Annotated in this window: 16 protein-coding genes; 8 read left to right on the top strand and 8 right to left on the bottom strand. The window is 64.7% G+C overall.

The window, feature by feature from the left end; translation table 11 throughout:
* The first annotated feature begins 22 nt into the window (after positions 1–22).
* Positions 23–703, top strand: coding sequence for a RadC family protein (radC, locus tag ACK2SD_RS00520; protein ID WP_412461086.1), 681 nt, complete (start codon positions 23–25; stop codon positions 701–703).
* Between the two features lie 65 nt (positions 704–768).
* On the opposite strand, the gene ACK2SD_RS00525 is transcribed toward radC, so the two are convergent.
* The gene (locus ACK2SD_RS00525) at positions 769–2,358 is read right to left on the bottom strand and encodes an ABC transporter substrate-binding protein (RefSeq protein WP_412461087.1); all 1,590 of its coding nucleotides are present in this window, start codon (positions 2,356–2,358) and stop codon (positions 769–771) included.
* A gap of 368 nt (positions 2,359–2,726) precedes the next feature.
* On the opposite strand from ACK2SD_RS00525, the gene rpmB reads away from it, so the two are divergent.
* A complete protein-coding gene (rpmB, locus tag ACK2SD_RS00530; RefSeq protein ID WP_003258972.1) occupies positions 2,727–2,963 on the top strand; it encodes a 50S ribosomal protein L28 in 237 nt (78 codons plus the stop codon).
* Positions 2,964–2,973: 10 nt separating this feature from the next.
* Positions 2,974–3,129, top strand: a complete 156-nt coding sequence (gene rpmG, locus ACK2SD_RS00535) for a 50S ribosomal protein L33 (protein ID WP_003253507.1) — start codon at positions 2,974–2,976, stop codon at positions 3,127–3,129.
* A 74-nt stretch (positions 3,130–3,203) separates the two neighbouring features.
* Here rpmG and ACK2SD_RS00540 read toward each other — a convergent pair whose 3' ends face one another.
* From ACK2SD_RS00540 to ACK2SD_RS00550, 3 genes are all read right to left on the bottom strand, one after another.
* On the bottom strand, positions 3,204–3,407 hold the full coding sequence (locus tag ACK2SD_RS00540) for a hypothetical protein (protein ID WP_029613173.1): 204 nt from the start codon (positions 3,405–3,407) through the stop codon (positions 3,204–3,206).
* A gap of 135 nt (positions 3,408–3,542) precedes the next feature.
* Positions 3,543–3,746, bottom strand: coding sequence for a hypothetical protein (locus tag ACK2SD_RS00545; protein WP_412461088.1), 204 nt, complete (start codon positions 3,744–3,746; stop codon positions 3,543–3,545).
* A 74-nt stretch (positions 3,747–3,820) separates the two neighbouring features.
* Positions 3,821–4,186: a cupin domain-containing protein gene (locus tag ACK2SD_RS00550; RefSeq protein WP_412461089.1), complete on the bottom strand. Its 366-nt coding sequence runs from the start codon at positions 4,184–4,186 to the stop codon at positions 3,821–3,823.
* Positions 4,187–4,397: 211 nt separating this feature from the next.
* Here ACK2SD_RS00550 and ACK2SD_RS00555 point away from each other — a divergent pair, with 211 nt between their 5' ends.
* A complete protein-coding gene (locus ACK2SD_RS00555; protein ID WP_029613169.1) occupies positions 4,398–5,891 on the top strand; it encodes an aldehyde dehydrogenase in 1,494 nt (497 codons plus the stop codon).
* A gap of 85 nt (positions 5,892–5,976) precedes the next feature.
* The gene (locus ACK2SD_RS00560) at positions 5,977–7,116 is read left to right on the top strand and encodes an MFS transporter (RefSeq protein WP_116889859.1); all 1,140 of its coding nucleotides are present in this window, start codon (positions 5,977–5,979) and stop codon (positions 7,114–7,116) included.
* 4 nt (positions 7,117–7,120) lie between these two features.
* Here ACK2SD_RS00560 and ACK2SD_RS00565 read toward each other — a convergent pair whose 3' ends face one another.
* Together ACK2SD_RS00565 and ACK2SD_RS00570 are read right to left on the bottom strand one after the other, a co-directional pair.
* Positions 7,121–8,680 (bottom strand): phospholipase D family protein, encoded by a 1,560-nt coding sequence (locus ACK2SD_RS00565; protein WP_412461090.1) that lies wholly within the window; start codon positions 8,678–8,680, stop codon positions 7,121–7,123.
* Positions 8,681–8,741: 61 nt separating this feature from the next.
* Positions 8,742–10,172 (bottom strand): PLP-dependent aminotransferase family protein, encoded by a 1,431-nt coding sequence (locus tag ACK2SD_RS00570; protein ID WP_412461091.1) that lies wholly within the window; start codon positions 10,170–10,172, stop codon positions 8,742–8,744.
* Positions 10,173–10,346: 174 nt separating this feature from the next.
* Between ACK2SD_RS00570 and ACK2SD_RS00575 the strand changes: the two genes are divergently transcribed.
* Positions 10,347–10,583, top strand: a complete 237-nt coding sequence (locus tag ACK2SD_RS00575) for a DUF1127 domain-containing protein (RefSeq protein WP_412461092.1) — start codon at positions 10,347–10,349, stop codon at positions 10,581–10,583.
* Here ACK2SD_RS00575 and ACK2SD_RS00580 read toward each other — a convergent pair whose 3' ends face one another.
* Positions 10,584–11,876: an NAD(P)/FAD-dependent oxidoreductase gene (locus tag ACK2SD_RS00580; protein WP_039581956.1), complete on the bottom strand. Its 1,293-nt coding sequence runs from the start codon at positions 11,874–11,876 to the stop codon at positions 10,584–10,586. It abuts the gene before it with no gap.
* Positions 11,877–11,977: 101 nt separating this feature from the next.
* Here ACK2SD_RS00580 and ACK2SD_RS00585 point away from each other — a divergent pair, with 101 nt between their 5' ends.
* Positions 11,978–12,328, top strand: a complete 351-nt coding sequence (locus ACK2SD_RS00585; RefSeq protein ID WP_412461093.1) for a YkgJ family cysteine cluster protein — start codon at positions 11,978–11,980, stop codon at positions 12,326–12,328.
* A 3-nt stretch (positions 12,329–12,331) separates the two neighbouring features.
* Here the strand turns inward: ACK2SD_RS00585 and dadR are convergent, their stop codons facing one another.
* Positions 12,332–12,820 (bottom strand): transcriptional regulator DadR, encoded by a 489-nt coding sequence (dadR, locus tag ACK2SD_RS00590; protein ID WP_039581953.1) that lies wholly within the window; start codon positions 12,818–12,820, stop codon positions 12,332–12,334.
* Positions 12,821–12,974: 154 nt separating this feature from the next.
* On the opposite strand from dadR, the gene dadA reads away from it, so the two are divergent.
* On the top strand, positions 12,975–14,276 hold the full coding sequence (gene dadA, locus ACK2SD_RS00595; protein WP_116889849.1) for a D-amino acid dehydrogenase: 1,302 nt from the start codon (positions 12,975–12,977) through the stop codon (positions 14,274–14,276).
* Positions 14,277–14,321: the final 45 nt, after the last annotated feature.

Genomic DNA, 14,321 nt, shown 5'->3' on the forward strand with positions numbered 1-14,321 from the left:
GCAGTAGCACGCAAGGAGGGGTATGAACATCAGGGAATGGCCGCAGGATGAGCGGCCGAGGGAAAAGTTGCTGGCACGCGGCGCAGCAGTGCTCTCCGACGCCGAACTGTTGGCCGTGTTGCTCGGTTCGGGCGTGGCCGGGCGCAATGTCGTCGACCTGGCGCGAAGCCTGCTCGCGCGCTTCGGCGGGCTGCGCCCGTTTCTGGAGGCCGACCGCGCGGTGTTGTTGCGCGAGCCGGGCATGGGGCCAGTGAAGTACACGCAATTGCAGGCGCTGCTGGAAGTGGGCAGACGCTATCTGGACCAGGCCATCGAACGCACCTCAGCGCTGGAGAACCCCGCCGCCGTGCGCCGTTACCTCAAGGCCATGCTGCGCCACGAGAACAGCGAGGTATTCGCTTGCCTGTTCCTGGACACCAAGCACCGGCCGGTCGCGTTCGAGATTCTTTTTCGCGGCACCATCGACCGGGCGAGCATCTACCCGCGAGAAGTGGTGCGCCGCTCGCTGCTGCACAACGCAGCGGCGTTGATCATCTGTCACAACCATCCATCCGGGAGCTGCGAGCCGAGCGAGGATGACGTGCGCCTGACCTGCACCTTGAAGCAAGCGCTGGCGTTGATCGACGTCCGCGTGCTCGACCATGTGATCGTCGGTGACGGCGAGCCGTTGTCCATGGTGGAGCAGGGCTGGATAGGGGGCTAGTGGACGGCTTGGGTCGCTTCATCGCGGGTGACTCCGCGATGAAGTCGGCGTTGATCGGCGGCCGATCAACGCTCCACCGACACCTTGCTGAAGTCCACGCGCCCGAACGGACTCACCTGATACCCCTCCACGCGCTTGCTGAGCAAGGTCGCGGCAGTGGGGTGAGCCAGGGGCAGCCACAGCGCCTGCTGCTGGATCAAGGTCTGCGCCTGCTGGTACAGGCGGCTGCGCACGCTCTGGTCGTTGGTGGTACGCCCAGCGTTGATCAACTGATCCAGGCGGCTGTCGCAGAAGCGTGCGAAGTTGGTCCCGGACTTCACCGCCGCGCAGGAAAACTGTGGCGTGAGGAAGTTGTCCGGGTCGCCGTTGTCGCCCGCCCAGCCCATGAACAGCAAGTCATGCTCGCCGGCCTTGGCGCGGCGGATCAGCTCGCCCCATTCGATGGTGCGGATTTCGGCCTTGATGCCGACCTTGGCCAGGTCGGCCTGGAGCATCTGCGCGCCGAGGCTGGGGTTGGGGTTGAGCAGGCTGCCCGAAGGTCGGGTCCAGATCGTAGTGCTGAAGCCCTCGCCCAGGCCCGCTTTGGTCAGCAGCGCCTTGGCCTTTTTCAGGTTCAGGCTGTAGCCGGGCAAGTCCTTGGCGTAGCTCCAGGTGTTGGGCGGGTAGGGGCCGTTGGCGGCGGTGGCGGTGTCGTCGAACACGGCTTTGACGTAGGCCGACTTATCGAAGGCCAGGTTGATGGCCTGGCGCACCTCAGGCTTGTCCAGCGGCGGGTGCTCGCTGTTCAGGGCGACGAAAGCGGTCATGAAGGCCGGGGTGGAGGCGACCTTGAGGCTGCCGTCCTGGGTGGCTTCGGTGATGTCCAGTGGCTTGGGCGAGAGCGCCACCTGGCACTCGTTGCGCTTGAGCTTCTGCAGGCGCACGTTGGGGTCGGTAGCGATGGCGAAGATCAGCGGATCGACCGCAGGCTTGCCGTCGAAATAGTCGGGATTGGCGCGATAGCGCACCACCGCGTCCTTCTGGAAGCGCTGGAAAACGAACGGGCCGGTGCCGATCGGCTGGCTGTTGAGCTTCTCCGGGGTGCCGGCCTTGAGTAGCTTGTCGGCATATTCGGCGGAGTAGATCGAAGCGAAGCCCATGCTCAGCGTGGCCAGGAACGTGGCGTCGGGGTGGCTCAGGACGAAGCGCACGTGCTGCGGGTCAGGCGCCTCGATCGACTTGATCAGGCTGCCCAGTTGCAGCGATTGGGCGTGAGGATAGCCGCCCGGCGCGGTCTTGTGCCAGGCGTGGGCCGGATACAGCATGCGCTGGAAGCTGAACAGCACGTCGTCGGCGTTCAGCGTGCGGGTAGGCTTGAAGTAGTCGGTACTGTGGAATTTCACGCCATCGCGCAGGGTGAAGTCGTAGGTCAGGCCATCGTCGGACACGGTCCAGGCTTGCGCCAGGCTCGGCACCACCTTGCCCTGGCCAGCGTCGAACTCGACCAAGCGATTCATCAGCACATCGGCCGAGGCATTGGTGGTGGTCAGCGAGTTGTACTGGACCACATCGAAACCTTCGGGGCTGGCCTCGGTGCACACCGACAGCGGCGCTGCCTGGGCCAGGCCCGCGACGAACAGGGAAGAGAACAGAACGGAAAGGGCGGCGACGCGCATGCGGGATCCTCGGCTGGTCAGTGGCCCATCTGCCAGTGCAGTCTGGAAGCGGAAAGCTCTAACCCTAGAGTGCCGCTTGGCAAATGGCTACCGGATTTTTGCGCCGCGCGGCGACGAGCGGTCGACAGTGCGCAAGCCTTGTCGCTATGCTGGCCCGGCGCAATCGACCCGCCTGGAATGTGCATCTTCTGTTGTTGTGGTCGACCCTTTCTGGTATAAAGCAGCGCTCTTTTCTAGGGGCTCAGTCTGTCGCTCATTCGAGCCGGTTCGATAAGACCCCCAGAAACACGGCGCCTTGGCGCCATAGACTGAGAGATTAAGCGGCCAACCCATGCCGGGTTGGGCATGTGGTTTTAGAGGGCTGAGGCATGTCGAGAGTCTGTCAAGTTACCGGTAAGGGTCCGGTAACCGGGAATAACATTTCCCACGCAAACAACAAAACCCGTCGTCGTTTCCTGCCGAACCTGCAGCATCACCGTTTCTGGGTCGAGTCCGAGAAGCGTTTCGTGCGTCTGCGCGTTTCCGCCAAAGGCATGCGCGTCATTGACAAGCGTGGTATCGACGTAGTGCTGGCCGAGCTGCGCGCTCGCGGCGAAAAGTTCTAAGGAGAACGTCATGCGTGAATTGATCCGTCTGGTTTCGAGTGCTGGCACTGGCCACTTCTACACCACCGACAAGAACAAGCGCACCACCCCGGACAAGATCGAGATCAAGAAATATGATCCGGTCGTTCGCAAGCACGTGGTGTACAAGGAAGCCAAGATCAAGTAATTGATCGGCGACCTGAAAAAAACCCGCCTTCGCAAGAAGGCGGGTTTTTTTATGCCAGGTGATGCTTGGCAGGCTTAGACGTGGGCTGCAACGAAGGTGATGTTGCCGTCTTCGACGCTGTACAGCACGACGTCATGGCGCGCTTGCAGCGTGATGACTTCACCGACCTGCTCAGCATTGCTCACGCCGGCCAGTTCCTTCATGTAGCTCACTGCGCTGGGTACGAAAGGTGTGCCCAGCAGGTGCTGCAGAGCGTGTGTCGCTTGTTGGCTGTCCATGATCGTGTCCTTTTCGATAAGCCTCCAGTCGAGGCCGAACGATGGTCGATCATCCTGTGGGCCGAGACGCTGTAGATATCTAGGTGCAGAAAAAAACCGCTTCGGTAGGGAAGCGGTTTTCGACAGCGCCAGACTTCAGGCATTGGCCAGGTTCGTGATGAAGCCACTGTCATCCACGTAGATGCGCAGTTGATGTGGGCGGTAATCGCGCAGGTCTGCATCGCCTTTTACGATCCTCACAGCCTTCAAGCCGGTCAGTTCGAGCGCATAGGCTTGCACGGTTTCCACGTATCGCGAGCCGATGAGGTGGCGCACGGGGCCGATGATGTCAGTTGTCATGATGGTGATCCTCAGTACCGTCCATTGGCGGACGCCACCGATGATGCTTTTCACCGCGCCTGGCAGCGCTGTAATTACTTAGGGGCGGCCTCGAACATCACATAAATCTTGCGGCACGGCTCCAGCACCTCCCAGGTGCCCTTGAAACCGGCCGGAATGACGAAGCGATCACCCGCGCGCAGGGTCTTGGCGTTGCCGTCTTCATCGCGCAGCACCGATACGCCCTGGACGATCTCGCAGTATTCGTGCTCGGTGTAGTTCACCGTCCACTGCCCCAGCTCACCTTCCCAGACCCCCGCCGCGAATTGCCCACAAGGACTGGAATAGTGGTTGTACACGGCCTGGTCGGGATCACCCTTGAGGATCTTTTCCGCCGCTGGGCGGTAGCGCTCGGCCTCGGTCAGGGCTTGGGCGAAATCGATGATGCGGTCGATGCTCATGCTGGATACCCTTTTGGTTCAAGACGTTGATTGTTTAATAAAATGCACATCAGTAGGCATTTTGGCCTTTAGTGTCAAATATATTGATAGTTTGTCAGGCCTGGTTTAGGGTGTCGGATGCCCGTGTGCGCTCGTCGCCCGGCCAGCATATCCGACAGTGCCCGTGAGTCCTCGGTACGGGGCTGCACTTCAACAAGAGGAGGAGTTTCGTATGACCACCTTGACGCGTGCGGATTGGGAACAACGTGCCCAGCAACTGAAGATCGAAGGCCGCGCCTTCATCGACGGCCACTATACCGACGCCGCCTCCGGCGATACTTTCGAGTGCCTGAGCCCGGTCGACGGGCGCTTCCTGGCCAAGGTTGCCAGTTGCGACCAGGCCGATGCCAACCGCGCGGTAGAAAATGCTCGCGCCACCTTCGCTTCGGGTGTCTGGTCGCAACTGCCGCCAGCCAAGCGCAAGGCCACGCTCATCCGTTTCGCCGGCCTGCTGCGCCAGCATGTCGAGGAACTGGCGCTGCTGGAAACCCTGGACATGGGCAAGCCGATCAGCGACTCCTCCAGCATCGACATCCCCGGCGCAGCCAACGCCATCCACTGGACCGCCGAGGCCATCGACAAGGTCTACGACGAAGTGGCCCCAACGCCCCATGACCAGCTCGGTCTGGTCACCCGCGAGCCGGTGGGTGTGGTCGGTGCCATCGTGCCGTGGAACTTCCCCCTGATGATGGCCTGCTGGAAACTCGGCCCGGCGCTGGCCACCGGCAACTCGGTGGTGCTCAAGCCTTCCGAGAAATCGCCGCTGACTGCCATCCGCATCGCCCAGTTGGCCATCGAGGCCGGTATCCCGGCGGGCGTGCTGAACGTGCTGCCAGGCTATGGCCACACGGTCGGCAAGGCCCTGGCCCTGCACATGGACGTGGACACCCTGGTGTTCACCGGCTCCACGCGCATCGCCAAGCAACTGATGGTGTATGCCGGCGAGTCGAACATGAAGCGCATCTGGCTCGAAGCCGGTGGCAAGAGCCCGAACATCGTCTTCGCCGACGCGCCTGATCTGCACGCCGCCGCCCAGGCTGCCGCCAGCGCCATCGCCTTCAACCAGGGCGAGGTCTGCACCGCCGGTTCGCGCCTGCTGGTCGAGCGCTCGATCAAGGACACCTTCCTGCCGATGGTGGTCGAGGCGCTCAAGGCCTGGAAGCCCGGCAACCCGCTGGACCCGGCCACCACGGTAGGCGCGCTGGTCGATACCCAGCAGATGAACACCGTGCTGTCGTACATCGACGCCGGTCATCAGGACGGCGCCACGCTGCTGGCCGGCGGCAAGCGCATCCTTGAGGAAACCGGTGGTACCTACGTCGAGCCGACCATCTTCGACGGCGTGACCAATGCCATGAAGATCGCCCAGGAAGAGATCTTCGGTCCGGTGCTGTCGGTGATCGCCTTCGACAGCGCCGAAGAGGCCGTGGCCATCGCCAACGACACGCCTTACGGCCTGGCCGCTGGCATCTGGACCGCCGACCTGTCCAAGGCGCACAAGACCGCTCGCGCCGTGCGCGCTGGCAGCGTCTGGGTGAATCAGTACGACGGCGGCGACATGACCGCGCCGTTCGGTGGCTTCAAGCAGTCTGGCAACGGCCGCGACAAGTCGCTGCATGCGCTGGAAAAGTACACCGAACTGAAAGCGACCTGGATCAAGCTGTAACCTCCCCAATGGCCCACTCGCGGGTCAATCGCTTCGGTGATTGGCACGCGAGTGGGCCTTGTGCATTTCGTTCAGGAGAAGGCCGATGCGTTGGGCCACCTACTTTGCCGTGCTGGCCTCGGTGCTCAGTGTCGGCCTCGCCCTCGGCGTGAGCATGCCGCTGGTGTCCCTGCGCCTGGAAGGCTGGGGCTACGGCAGTTTCGCTATTGGTGTGATGGCGGCGATGCCGGCCATCGGCGTGCTGCTCGGCGCCAGCCTGGCCAGTCGTCTGGCTGGCTGGCTCGGTGTTCCGGCGGCGATGCGTCTGTGCCTGTGGGGCGGGGCGCTGTCGATCGGCCTGTTGGCGCTGCTGCCCAGCTATCCGTTGTGGTTGGCGCTGCGCTTGCTGATCGGCACCTCGCTGACGGTGGTGTTCATCCTCGGCGAGAGCTGGATCAACCAGTTGGTGGTCGAGCAGTGGCGCGGTCGTCTGGTCGCGCTCTACGGCAGCAGCTATGCCCTGAGCCAACTGGCCGGGCCGCTGGTGTTGGGCGTGCTCGGCTCGGATGACGACTTCGGCTTCTGGGCGGCCACCGGCCTGCTGCTGCTGTCGCCATTGCTGCTGTTTGGCCGCACGGGCGCGCCGTCTACCGAAGCGTGCAGCGTGACCCTTCGCGATCTGTTGGCTTTCTGTCGGCGCCTGCCAGTGATCGCCTGGGCCATCGCCCTGTTCGCCGCCTTCGAGGCGATGATTCTCACGCTGCTGCCGGTCTACGTGCTGCAGCAGGGCTTCACCGCCGAAGTGGCGCTGTTCATGGTCAGCACCGTGGTGGTCGGCGACGCGGTGCTGCAACTGCCGATTGGCGCGTTGGCCGACCGCATGTCCCGGCAGGCTCTGTTCAGCGGCTGCGCCGTGAGCCTGATGGGGTCTAGCCTGGCGATTCCGTTGCTGCTGCATACCCCCGCGATCTGGCCGCTTTGGGTGCTGTTCGGCGCCAGCGCCGGAGGGCTGTTCACCCTGTCGCTGATCCTCATCGGCGAGCGCTATCGTGACGACGCGCTGGTGCGCGCCAATGCCCACGTGGCGCAGTTGTGGGGCATCGGTTGCCTGCTCGGGCCGCTGCTGGCCGGGGCGGGCAGCCAGTGGGTCAGCGGCCATGCGCTGTTGTGGCTGATGGCGGCCGGTGCGGCGGGGCTGGTGTTGTTGACCCGGCGAGCGGGGGCGTTCGAGCCGGCCGCGCTGTGAGGGACTAGAGCATTCGCTCCAGTCCCACCGCCTGGGCTACCCACGCGTTGAAGCGTCGCCACAGGTCGCCCGGCTCTTCGGTCAGGGTGTGCACCTGGCCGTTGTCCTCGGTCACCCAGACCATCTTTCCGTCAACCAGCTTGGGCTGGTAGCTCAGCGCCGGGGCCATGCCCTGTTCGGCCAGCTCGCGGGTGTACTCGGCCAGCTCCGGGCTGTCGACCAACACCCCCACTTCGGTGTTCCACAGCACCGAGCGCGGGTCGAAGTTGAACGAGCCGATGAAGGTCTTCTGCCGGTCGAAGACCATGGCCTTGCTGTGCAGGCTCGAATCCGACTGCCCCTTGAAGCTCAGCGCGCCGCGTACGGCACTCGGATCGCCGGGTTGGCGGCGCAGTTCGAACAGCTCCACCCCATGCTCCAGCAGCGCGCGCCGGTACGGCGCATAGCCGCCATGCACGGCCGGCACGTCGGTGGCCTCCAGCGAGTTGGTCAGCAGCTTCACCGAGGCGCCGGCGTCGGCACGGCCGGTGAGGTACAGCAGGCCCGGTTCGCCGGGCACGAAGTAGGCCGACACCAGGATCAGTTCACGGTGCACGCGCTCCAGGTCCGGCGCCAACTGCTGGCTCATCAGCAGGTGCGGATCGGGGTCGCCGCTGGACAGCACCTTGCTCGGCGCATCCCATAGCGCTTGGCTGTGGGCCCAGATCAGCTCGTTGCGCCAGGTGTCCAGGCGCGGTTCGGTCTGGTAGGCCATCAGGCGGTCGTACAGTGCCGGGCGCTGCACCCGCGCCTGTGCCAGCCAGACCTCCAGCCGTTGTCGGCTGCTGTGCAGGTCGTCGGCGTCCGGGGTGCGCCAGAGAAAATCACCGATCGGCCGACTCAAGGCGCTGTTCCAGTACTGGTCGAAGCTATGCCCGAGCTGTTCGGCCACCGGACCGACGCCGAGCAGGTCGATGTCGGTGAAGTTGAGGTTGGGCTCGGCATCGAAGTACTCATCGCCCAGGTTACGGCCGCCGACGATGGCCATGCTGTTGTCGACCAGGAACAGTTTGTTGTGCATGCGCCGGTGTTGCAGCGACAGGTTGAACAGCCGTCCGAGGGTGCGGGTCAGGCCCGTACTGCGGCCAAGGTGCAGCGGATTGAACAGGCGGATCTGGATGCGCGGGTGGGCGTCCAGGGTGGCGATCAGGTTGTCCAGGCCATCGCTGGTGGTGTCGTCGAGCAGGATGCGCACGCGCACGCCGCGGTCGGCGGCACGCAGTAGTTCGTGGACCAGGGCGCGGGTGCTGAGCCCGTCGTGGACGATGTAGTACTGCAGGTCGATGCTGGTCTGGGCATGGCGGATCAGCTCGGCGCGGGCCCGAAACGCCTCGCTGCTGTTGGGCAGCAGGCGAAAGCCGGAGCGCCCCTCGTAGGGCGCGGCCTGGCGCTGCACCGAGCGGCCGAAGGCGGAGTCGGCGGCAGGCAGCGCCTGGCTGACATCGCGCGGGGTATCGACGCTGGCGCAGCCCTGCAGGCCGAGCAGCAGCGTCAGCAGCAGGGGCAAGGCTCGCTGGAGACTCAAGGGGGATCGTCCTGTGCGACGGGTCACGTGAAAACCTTGGACCATGCAAGGTCGTGCAAAGTTACCCGCCGTTGTCGTCCTGCGCCAGTAGCCGGCACGCGGTTTCACCGACCTTGCGCACGGCCGCCTCGATCTGCGGCGTGGCCCGTGCGGCAAAATTCATGCGCAGGCAATGCCGGTACTTGCCCGAGGCCGAGAAGATGCTGCCCACGGCGATCTGCACGCCTTGATCGAGCAAGGCGCGGTTCAGACGCAAGGTATCGAAACGCTCCGGCAGCTCGACCCACAGCATGAATCCCCCTTGGGGTCGGCTGGCGCGGGTGCCGGGTGGAAAATAGCGGGTGACCCAGTCGCTCATCTGGTCGCGGGCACGCTGATACTGCGCACGCACCCGCCGCAAATGCGGCTGGTAATGGCCCTCGGCGATGAAGTCGGCGATTGCCAGTTGCGGCTGGCAGGCCGTGCTGCCGGTGCTGATGTACTTCATGTGCAGCACCCGCTCCAGGTAGCGCCCCGGCGCCACCCAGCCGACCCGCAGGCCGGGGGCGAGGGTCTTGGAGAACGAGCTGCACAGCAGCACGCGCCCGTCCTCGTCGAACGACTTGAGCGTGCGCGGACGCGGGTAGGTATAGGCCAGGTCGCCGTACACATCGTCCTCGATGATCGCCACGTCATAGCGCTGGGCCAGGGTGAGCAGCGCCTTCTTGCGCGCCTCGGGCATGATGTAGCCCAGCGGGTTGTTGCAGTTGGGCGTGATCTGGATGAGCTTGATCGGCCATTGTTCCAGCGCCAGTTCCAGGGCCTCCAGGCTGATGCCGGTAACCGGGTCGGTGGGGATCTCCAGCGCCTTCATGCCGAACCCTTTGAGGGTCTGCATGGCGCCGTGGAAGCTTGGCGAATCCACCGCGACGATGTCGCCGGGCTCGCACACCGCGCGGATGCTGGTCGACAGCGCCTCATGGCAGCCCGTGGTGACCACCAGGTCGCCCGCTGCCAGGGTGCAACCGGAGTCCAGCGCCAGGCGCGCGATCTGTTCGCGCAGGCCTAGGTTGCCGTGGATGTTGTCGTAGTACAGCCCCGGCATGTCCAGGCGCCGGCTGAGCTGGGCGAGGCTGCGCAGCAACGGCTTGAGGGTGGGGCTTTCGATGTCCGGCATGCCGCGCCCGAGCTGGATCACGTCGGGACGAGGGTTGGCGCGAACCAGTTCCAGCACCTGCTCCCACTGCGAGATATCCACCGGTCGCTGCGCCGGACGGCTGATGGCTGGGAGCGCCGGCACGCTCAGGTGCTCGGCCACGAAATAACCCGATTTGGGCCGTGGCGATACCAGGCCCGCCTCTTCCAACTGCCGATAGGCCTGCTGCACCGTGCTCAGGCTGACGCCGTGCTCCAGGCTCAACGCCCGTACCGAGGGCAAGCGCTCGCCTGGGCGGTACAGGCCTTGTTCGATGCGCGCGCCGAGCAGTTCTGCCAGGTTCATGTACAGGTTCACGGGCATACTCCACCGCAGGTTGATCGGCATGACCATACAGATCGGCTGAAGATACGCCATTCAGGTGAAGTATCGCCACATCTGTATGGCGATAATAAGGTTCTTTTGGATCTGTATCGTCGTCGGCCCACAGCACATGCTTGTGTCAGGTTTCGATCACGGGAAGACACGACGATGACGGGAATGAGCGATGTGCGGCTACTACTGCAGGCTGACGAACTGACTGCAGGGCAGTCACCGAAGGTGTCCTGTACGCCCACCGGGCTCGGGCTCGGGCGCTGGGGGCTGATGCTGCATCGCTGGCAGTCGCGCAAGGCCTTGCGCGAGCTCAGCGACGAGCAGTTGCGCGATATCGGCCTGAGCCGCCAGCAGGCCTGGGAAGAAGGCTGCAAGCCGTTCTGGCGCGGTTGATCAGAGCAGTTCCTTGAGCCGGTACCAGAGCATGCCCAAGGCCAGCAGCGGCGAGCGCAGCAACTTGCCGCCCGGGAAGGTGGCATGGGGTACCTGGGCGAACAGGTCGAAGCGGCCGCTGTGCTGACCGCCGATGGCTTCGCCGAGCAACCGTCCGGCCAGGTGCGTGGCGTTGAGGCCGTGACCCGAATAGGCCTGGGCGTAGTACACATTGGGCTGCTCGGGCAGGCGACCGATCTGCGGCAGGCGATTGGCGCCGATGCCGATCATGCCGCCCCACTGGTAGTCGATGCGTACCCCGGCCAGTTGCGGGAACACCTTGAGCATCTTCGGGCCCATGTAGGCGGCGATGTCCTTGGGGTCACGCCCGGAATAGTGGCAGGCGCCGCCGAACAGCAAGCGGTGGTCGGCGGACAGACGGAAGTAGTCCAGCGCCACGCGTTGGTCGCACACCGCCATGTTCTGTGGCAGCAAATCGCGAGCGCGGGCCTCGCCCAGCGGCTCGGTGGCGATGATGTAGCTGCCGGCGGGCAGCACCTTGCCGCCCAGTTCGCGGTTCAGGTCGTTGTGATAGGCGTTGGTGCACAACACCAGGGTGCTGGCGCGCACCCGGCCGCGCGCCGTGTGCACCTGCACCTGCGGGCCGTAGTCGATGCGGGTCACCTCGGAGCCTTCATGCAGCTTCACGCCCAGGCGCGCCGCGACGGCCGCCTCGCCGATGGCCAGGTTCAGCGGGTGCACGTGGCCTGAGCCCATGTCCACCAAGCCGCCGACGAAGCAGGCCGAATTGACCACGCTGCGGATCTGCGATGCGGGCACCACGCGCACCTCGTGGCGGTAGCCCAGGCTGCGCAACTCATCGGCGTCGGCGGCGAACCCGTCGAGCTCGGCCGGCTTGTAGGCGAGGTCGCTGTAGCCCCAGGTCAGGTCGCAGGCGATGGCATGCTGCTCGATACGTTCGCGGGCAATCTGCACGGCTTCCAGGCCCATCAGCTTGAGGCTGCGTACGCCGTCTGCGCCGATGACCGGCAGGAACTGCTCGACGTCGTGGCCCACGCCGCGAATCAACTGCCCGCCATTGCGCCCGCTGGCGCCCCAGCCGATGCGCCGGGCCTCGAGCAGGACCACGGAGAAGCCGCGTTCGGCCAGTTCGATGGCGGTATTGAGCCCTGAGTAGCCGCCGCCGACGATGCACACGTCGGCGCTGTGCTCGCCTTCCAGGCACGGGTAGTCCGGTTGCGGCAGGCGGCTGGCGGCATAGTAGGAGGCAGCGTGCTGGGCGCTGTGGATCATGACCGGGTTCCTGGGGCTGGGCGAAAAGCTGCGAGGATAAGCGGGGCGCGCGGGGGCGGCAATGGCCCTATAATGCCTGGCCTCTCAATGACACGCCGACCATGTCCTGCACCCACAAGATCCAGTTCCTGCGCGAACTCATCCCCTCGTTCGAATGCGAGCCCGGCTGCCACGACTGCTGCGGTCCGGTCACCACCTCCAGCGCGGAGATGGCGCGTCTGCCGCGCAAGACCGCGGCCGAGCAGGAAGCTGCCTTGCAGCGCCTGGATTGCGTGCACCTCGGTCCTCAAGGTTGCACCGTCTATGCAGAGCGCCCGCTGATCTGCCGCTTGTTCGGCACCACCCCGCGCTTGGCCTGTCCACGCGGTCGCGGGCCGCAGACCCCGATCGAGCCGCAGGCCGAGCAACTGATTCATGTTTACATCGCCAGTACCCGCCAGGTGCTGGTCTGAGGTTCAGTCCGGAATCGGCAGGCAGAGGCTCTCCTTCACCTCCTCCATCACGATGTAGCTTTTCGATTCCCGCACATGGGGCAGCTTGAGCAGGATGTCGCCGAGCAGCTTGCGGTACGACGCCATCTCCGAGATGCGTGCCTTGACCAGGTAATCGAAGTCGCCGGAAACCAGGTGGCATTCCAGCACATGGGGCAGCTTGAGCACGGCGCGGCGGAACTCCTCGAAGGTATCGCCCGACTTGTAGTCCAGGCTGATCTCGACGAACACCAGCAGGCTGCCCTTCAAGTGCTGCGGGTTGAGCCGGGCGTTGTAGCCCATGATGATCCCCTCGCGTTCCAGACGGCGCACGCGCTCGGTGCAGGGCGTGGTGGACAGCCCGACTTTCTCGCCCAGTTCAGTGAACGAGATGCGCCCGTCGCTTTGCAGGATGCGCAAGATGTTGCGGTCGATCTTGTCCAGTTCCCGCTTGCTCTGGTGCTGGGTTCTCATAGGGGATGCCCCTCCGTCTAAGGCGTTCGTGCCGAGAATTCTCGCCAAATATAGGCGCTTATATAGTGAAATGCACTGGCCTGAGATTCTTATACTGCGCGCATCCATGCCATTTCGAACAACACAGCGGTGCGCCGCGCATGAGGGATAGACGATGCGAGTTCTGGTACTTGGTAGCGGTGTGATCGGTACCGCCAGTGCCTACTACCTGGCCCGGCAAGGTTTCGAGGTCACGGTGGTCGATCGCCAGCCGGCGGTGGCCATGGAAACCAGCTTCGCCAACGCAGGCCAGATCTCGCCCGGCTACGCTTCGCCCTGGGCTGCACCGGGCGTTCCGCTCAAGGCCATCAAATGGCTGCTCGAGCGGCACGCCCCGCTGGCCATCAAGCTCACCGGCGATGTCGATCAATACCTGTGGATGGCGCAGATGCTGCGCAACTGCACCGCCAGCCGTTATGCGGTGAACAAGGAGCGCATGGTGCGGCTGTCCGAATACAGCCGCGACTGCCTCGACGAACTGCGCGCCGAAACCGGCATCGCCTACGAAAGCCGCACCCTGGGCACCACCCAGTTGTTCCGCACCCAGGCCCAGGTGGATGCCGCGGCCAAGGACATCGCCGTGCTCGAGCAGTCCGGCGTGCCCTACGAATTGCTCGACCGCGATGCCATCGCCCGAGTCGAACCCGCCCTGGCAGGGGCCAAGCACCTGTTGGCCGGTGCCCTGCGCCTGCCCAACGACCAGACCGGCGACTGCCAGCTGTTCACCACCCAACTCGCGGAAATGGCCGTGAAACTGGGTGTCGAGTTCCGATTCGGGCAGAACATCCAGCGCCTGGATCAGGCCGGCGACCGACTCAACGGCGTGTGGATCGACGGCAAGCTGGAAACGGCTGACCGCTACGTCCTGGCGCTGGGCAGCTATTCGCCGCAGTTGCTCAAGCCGTTGGGCATCAAGGCCCCGGTGTACCCGCTCAAAGGCTATTCGCTGACCGTGCCGATCACCGACGCGGCCATGGCGCCGACTTCGACCATCCTCGACGAAACCTACAAGGTCGCCATCACCCGCTTCGACAACCGTATCCGGGTCGGCGGCATGGCTGAAATCGCCGGCTTCGACCTCTCTCTGAACCCGCGTCGGCGCGAAACGCTGGAGATGATCGTCAACGACCTTTATCCTCGCGGCGGCGACCTGAGCCAGGCCAGTTTCTGGACCGGCCTGCGCCCAGCTACCCCGGATGGCACGCCGATCGTCGGCGCCACCGCGCTGAGCAATCTGTACCTGAACACCGGTCACGGCACCTTGGGCTGGACCATGGCCTGCGGCTCCGGCCGCCTGCTGGCCGACCTGATCGCGCGCAAGAAGCCGCAGATCAGTGCCGAAGGTCTGGACATCTCGCGCTATGGCCAAGCCGGTGAAGTCGCTCGGCAGGGCCGTCCGCTGTCGGCCCATCAGTAACGACGATGACCGGTTGAGCCCGCCCCCGGTAGGCGCGGGCTCAAC

The sequence above is a fragment of the Pseudomonas sp. SC11 genome (assembly GCF_047039205.1).
Lineage (GTDB): Bacteria > Pseudomonadota > Gammaproteobacteria > Pseudomonadales > Pseudomonadaceae > Aquipseudomonas > Aquipseudomonas boreofloridensis.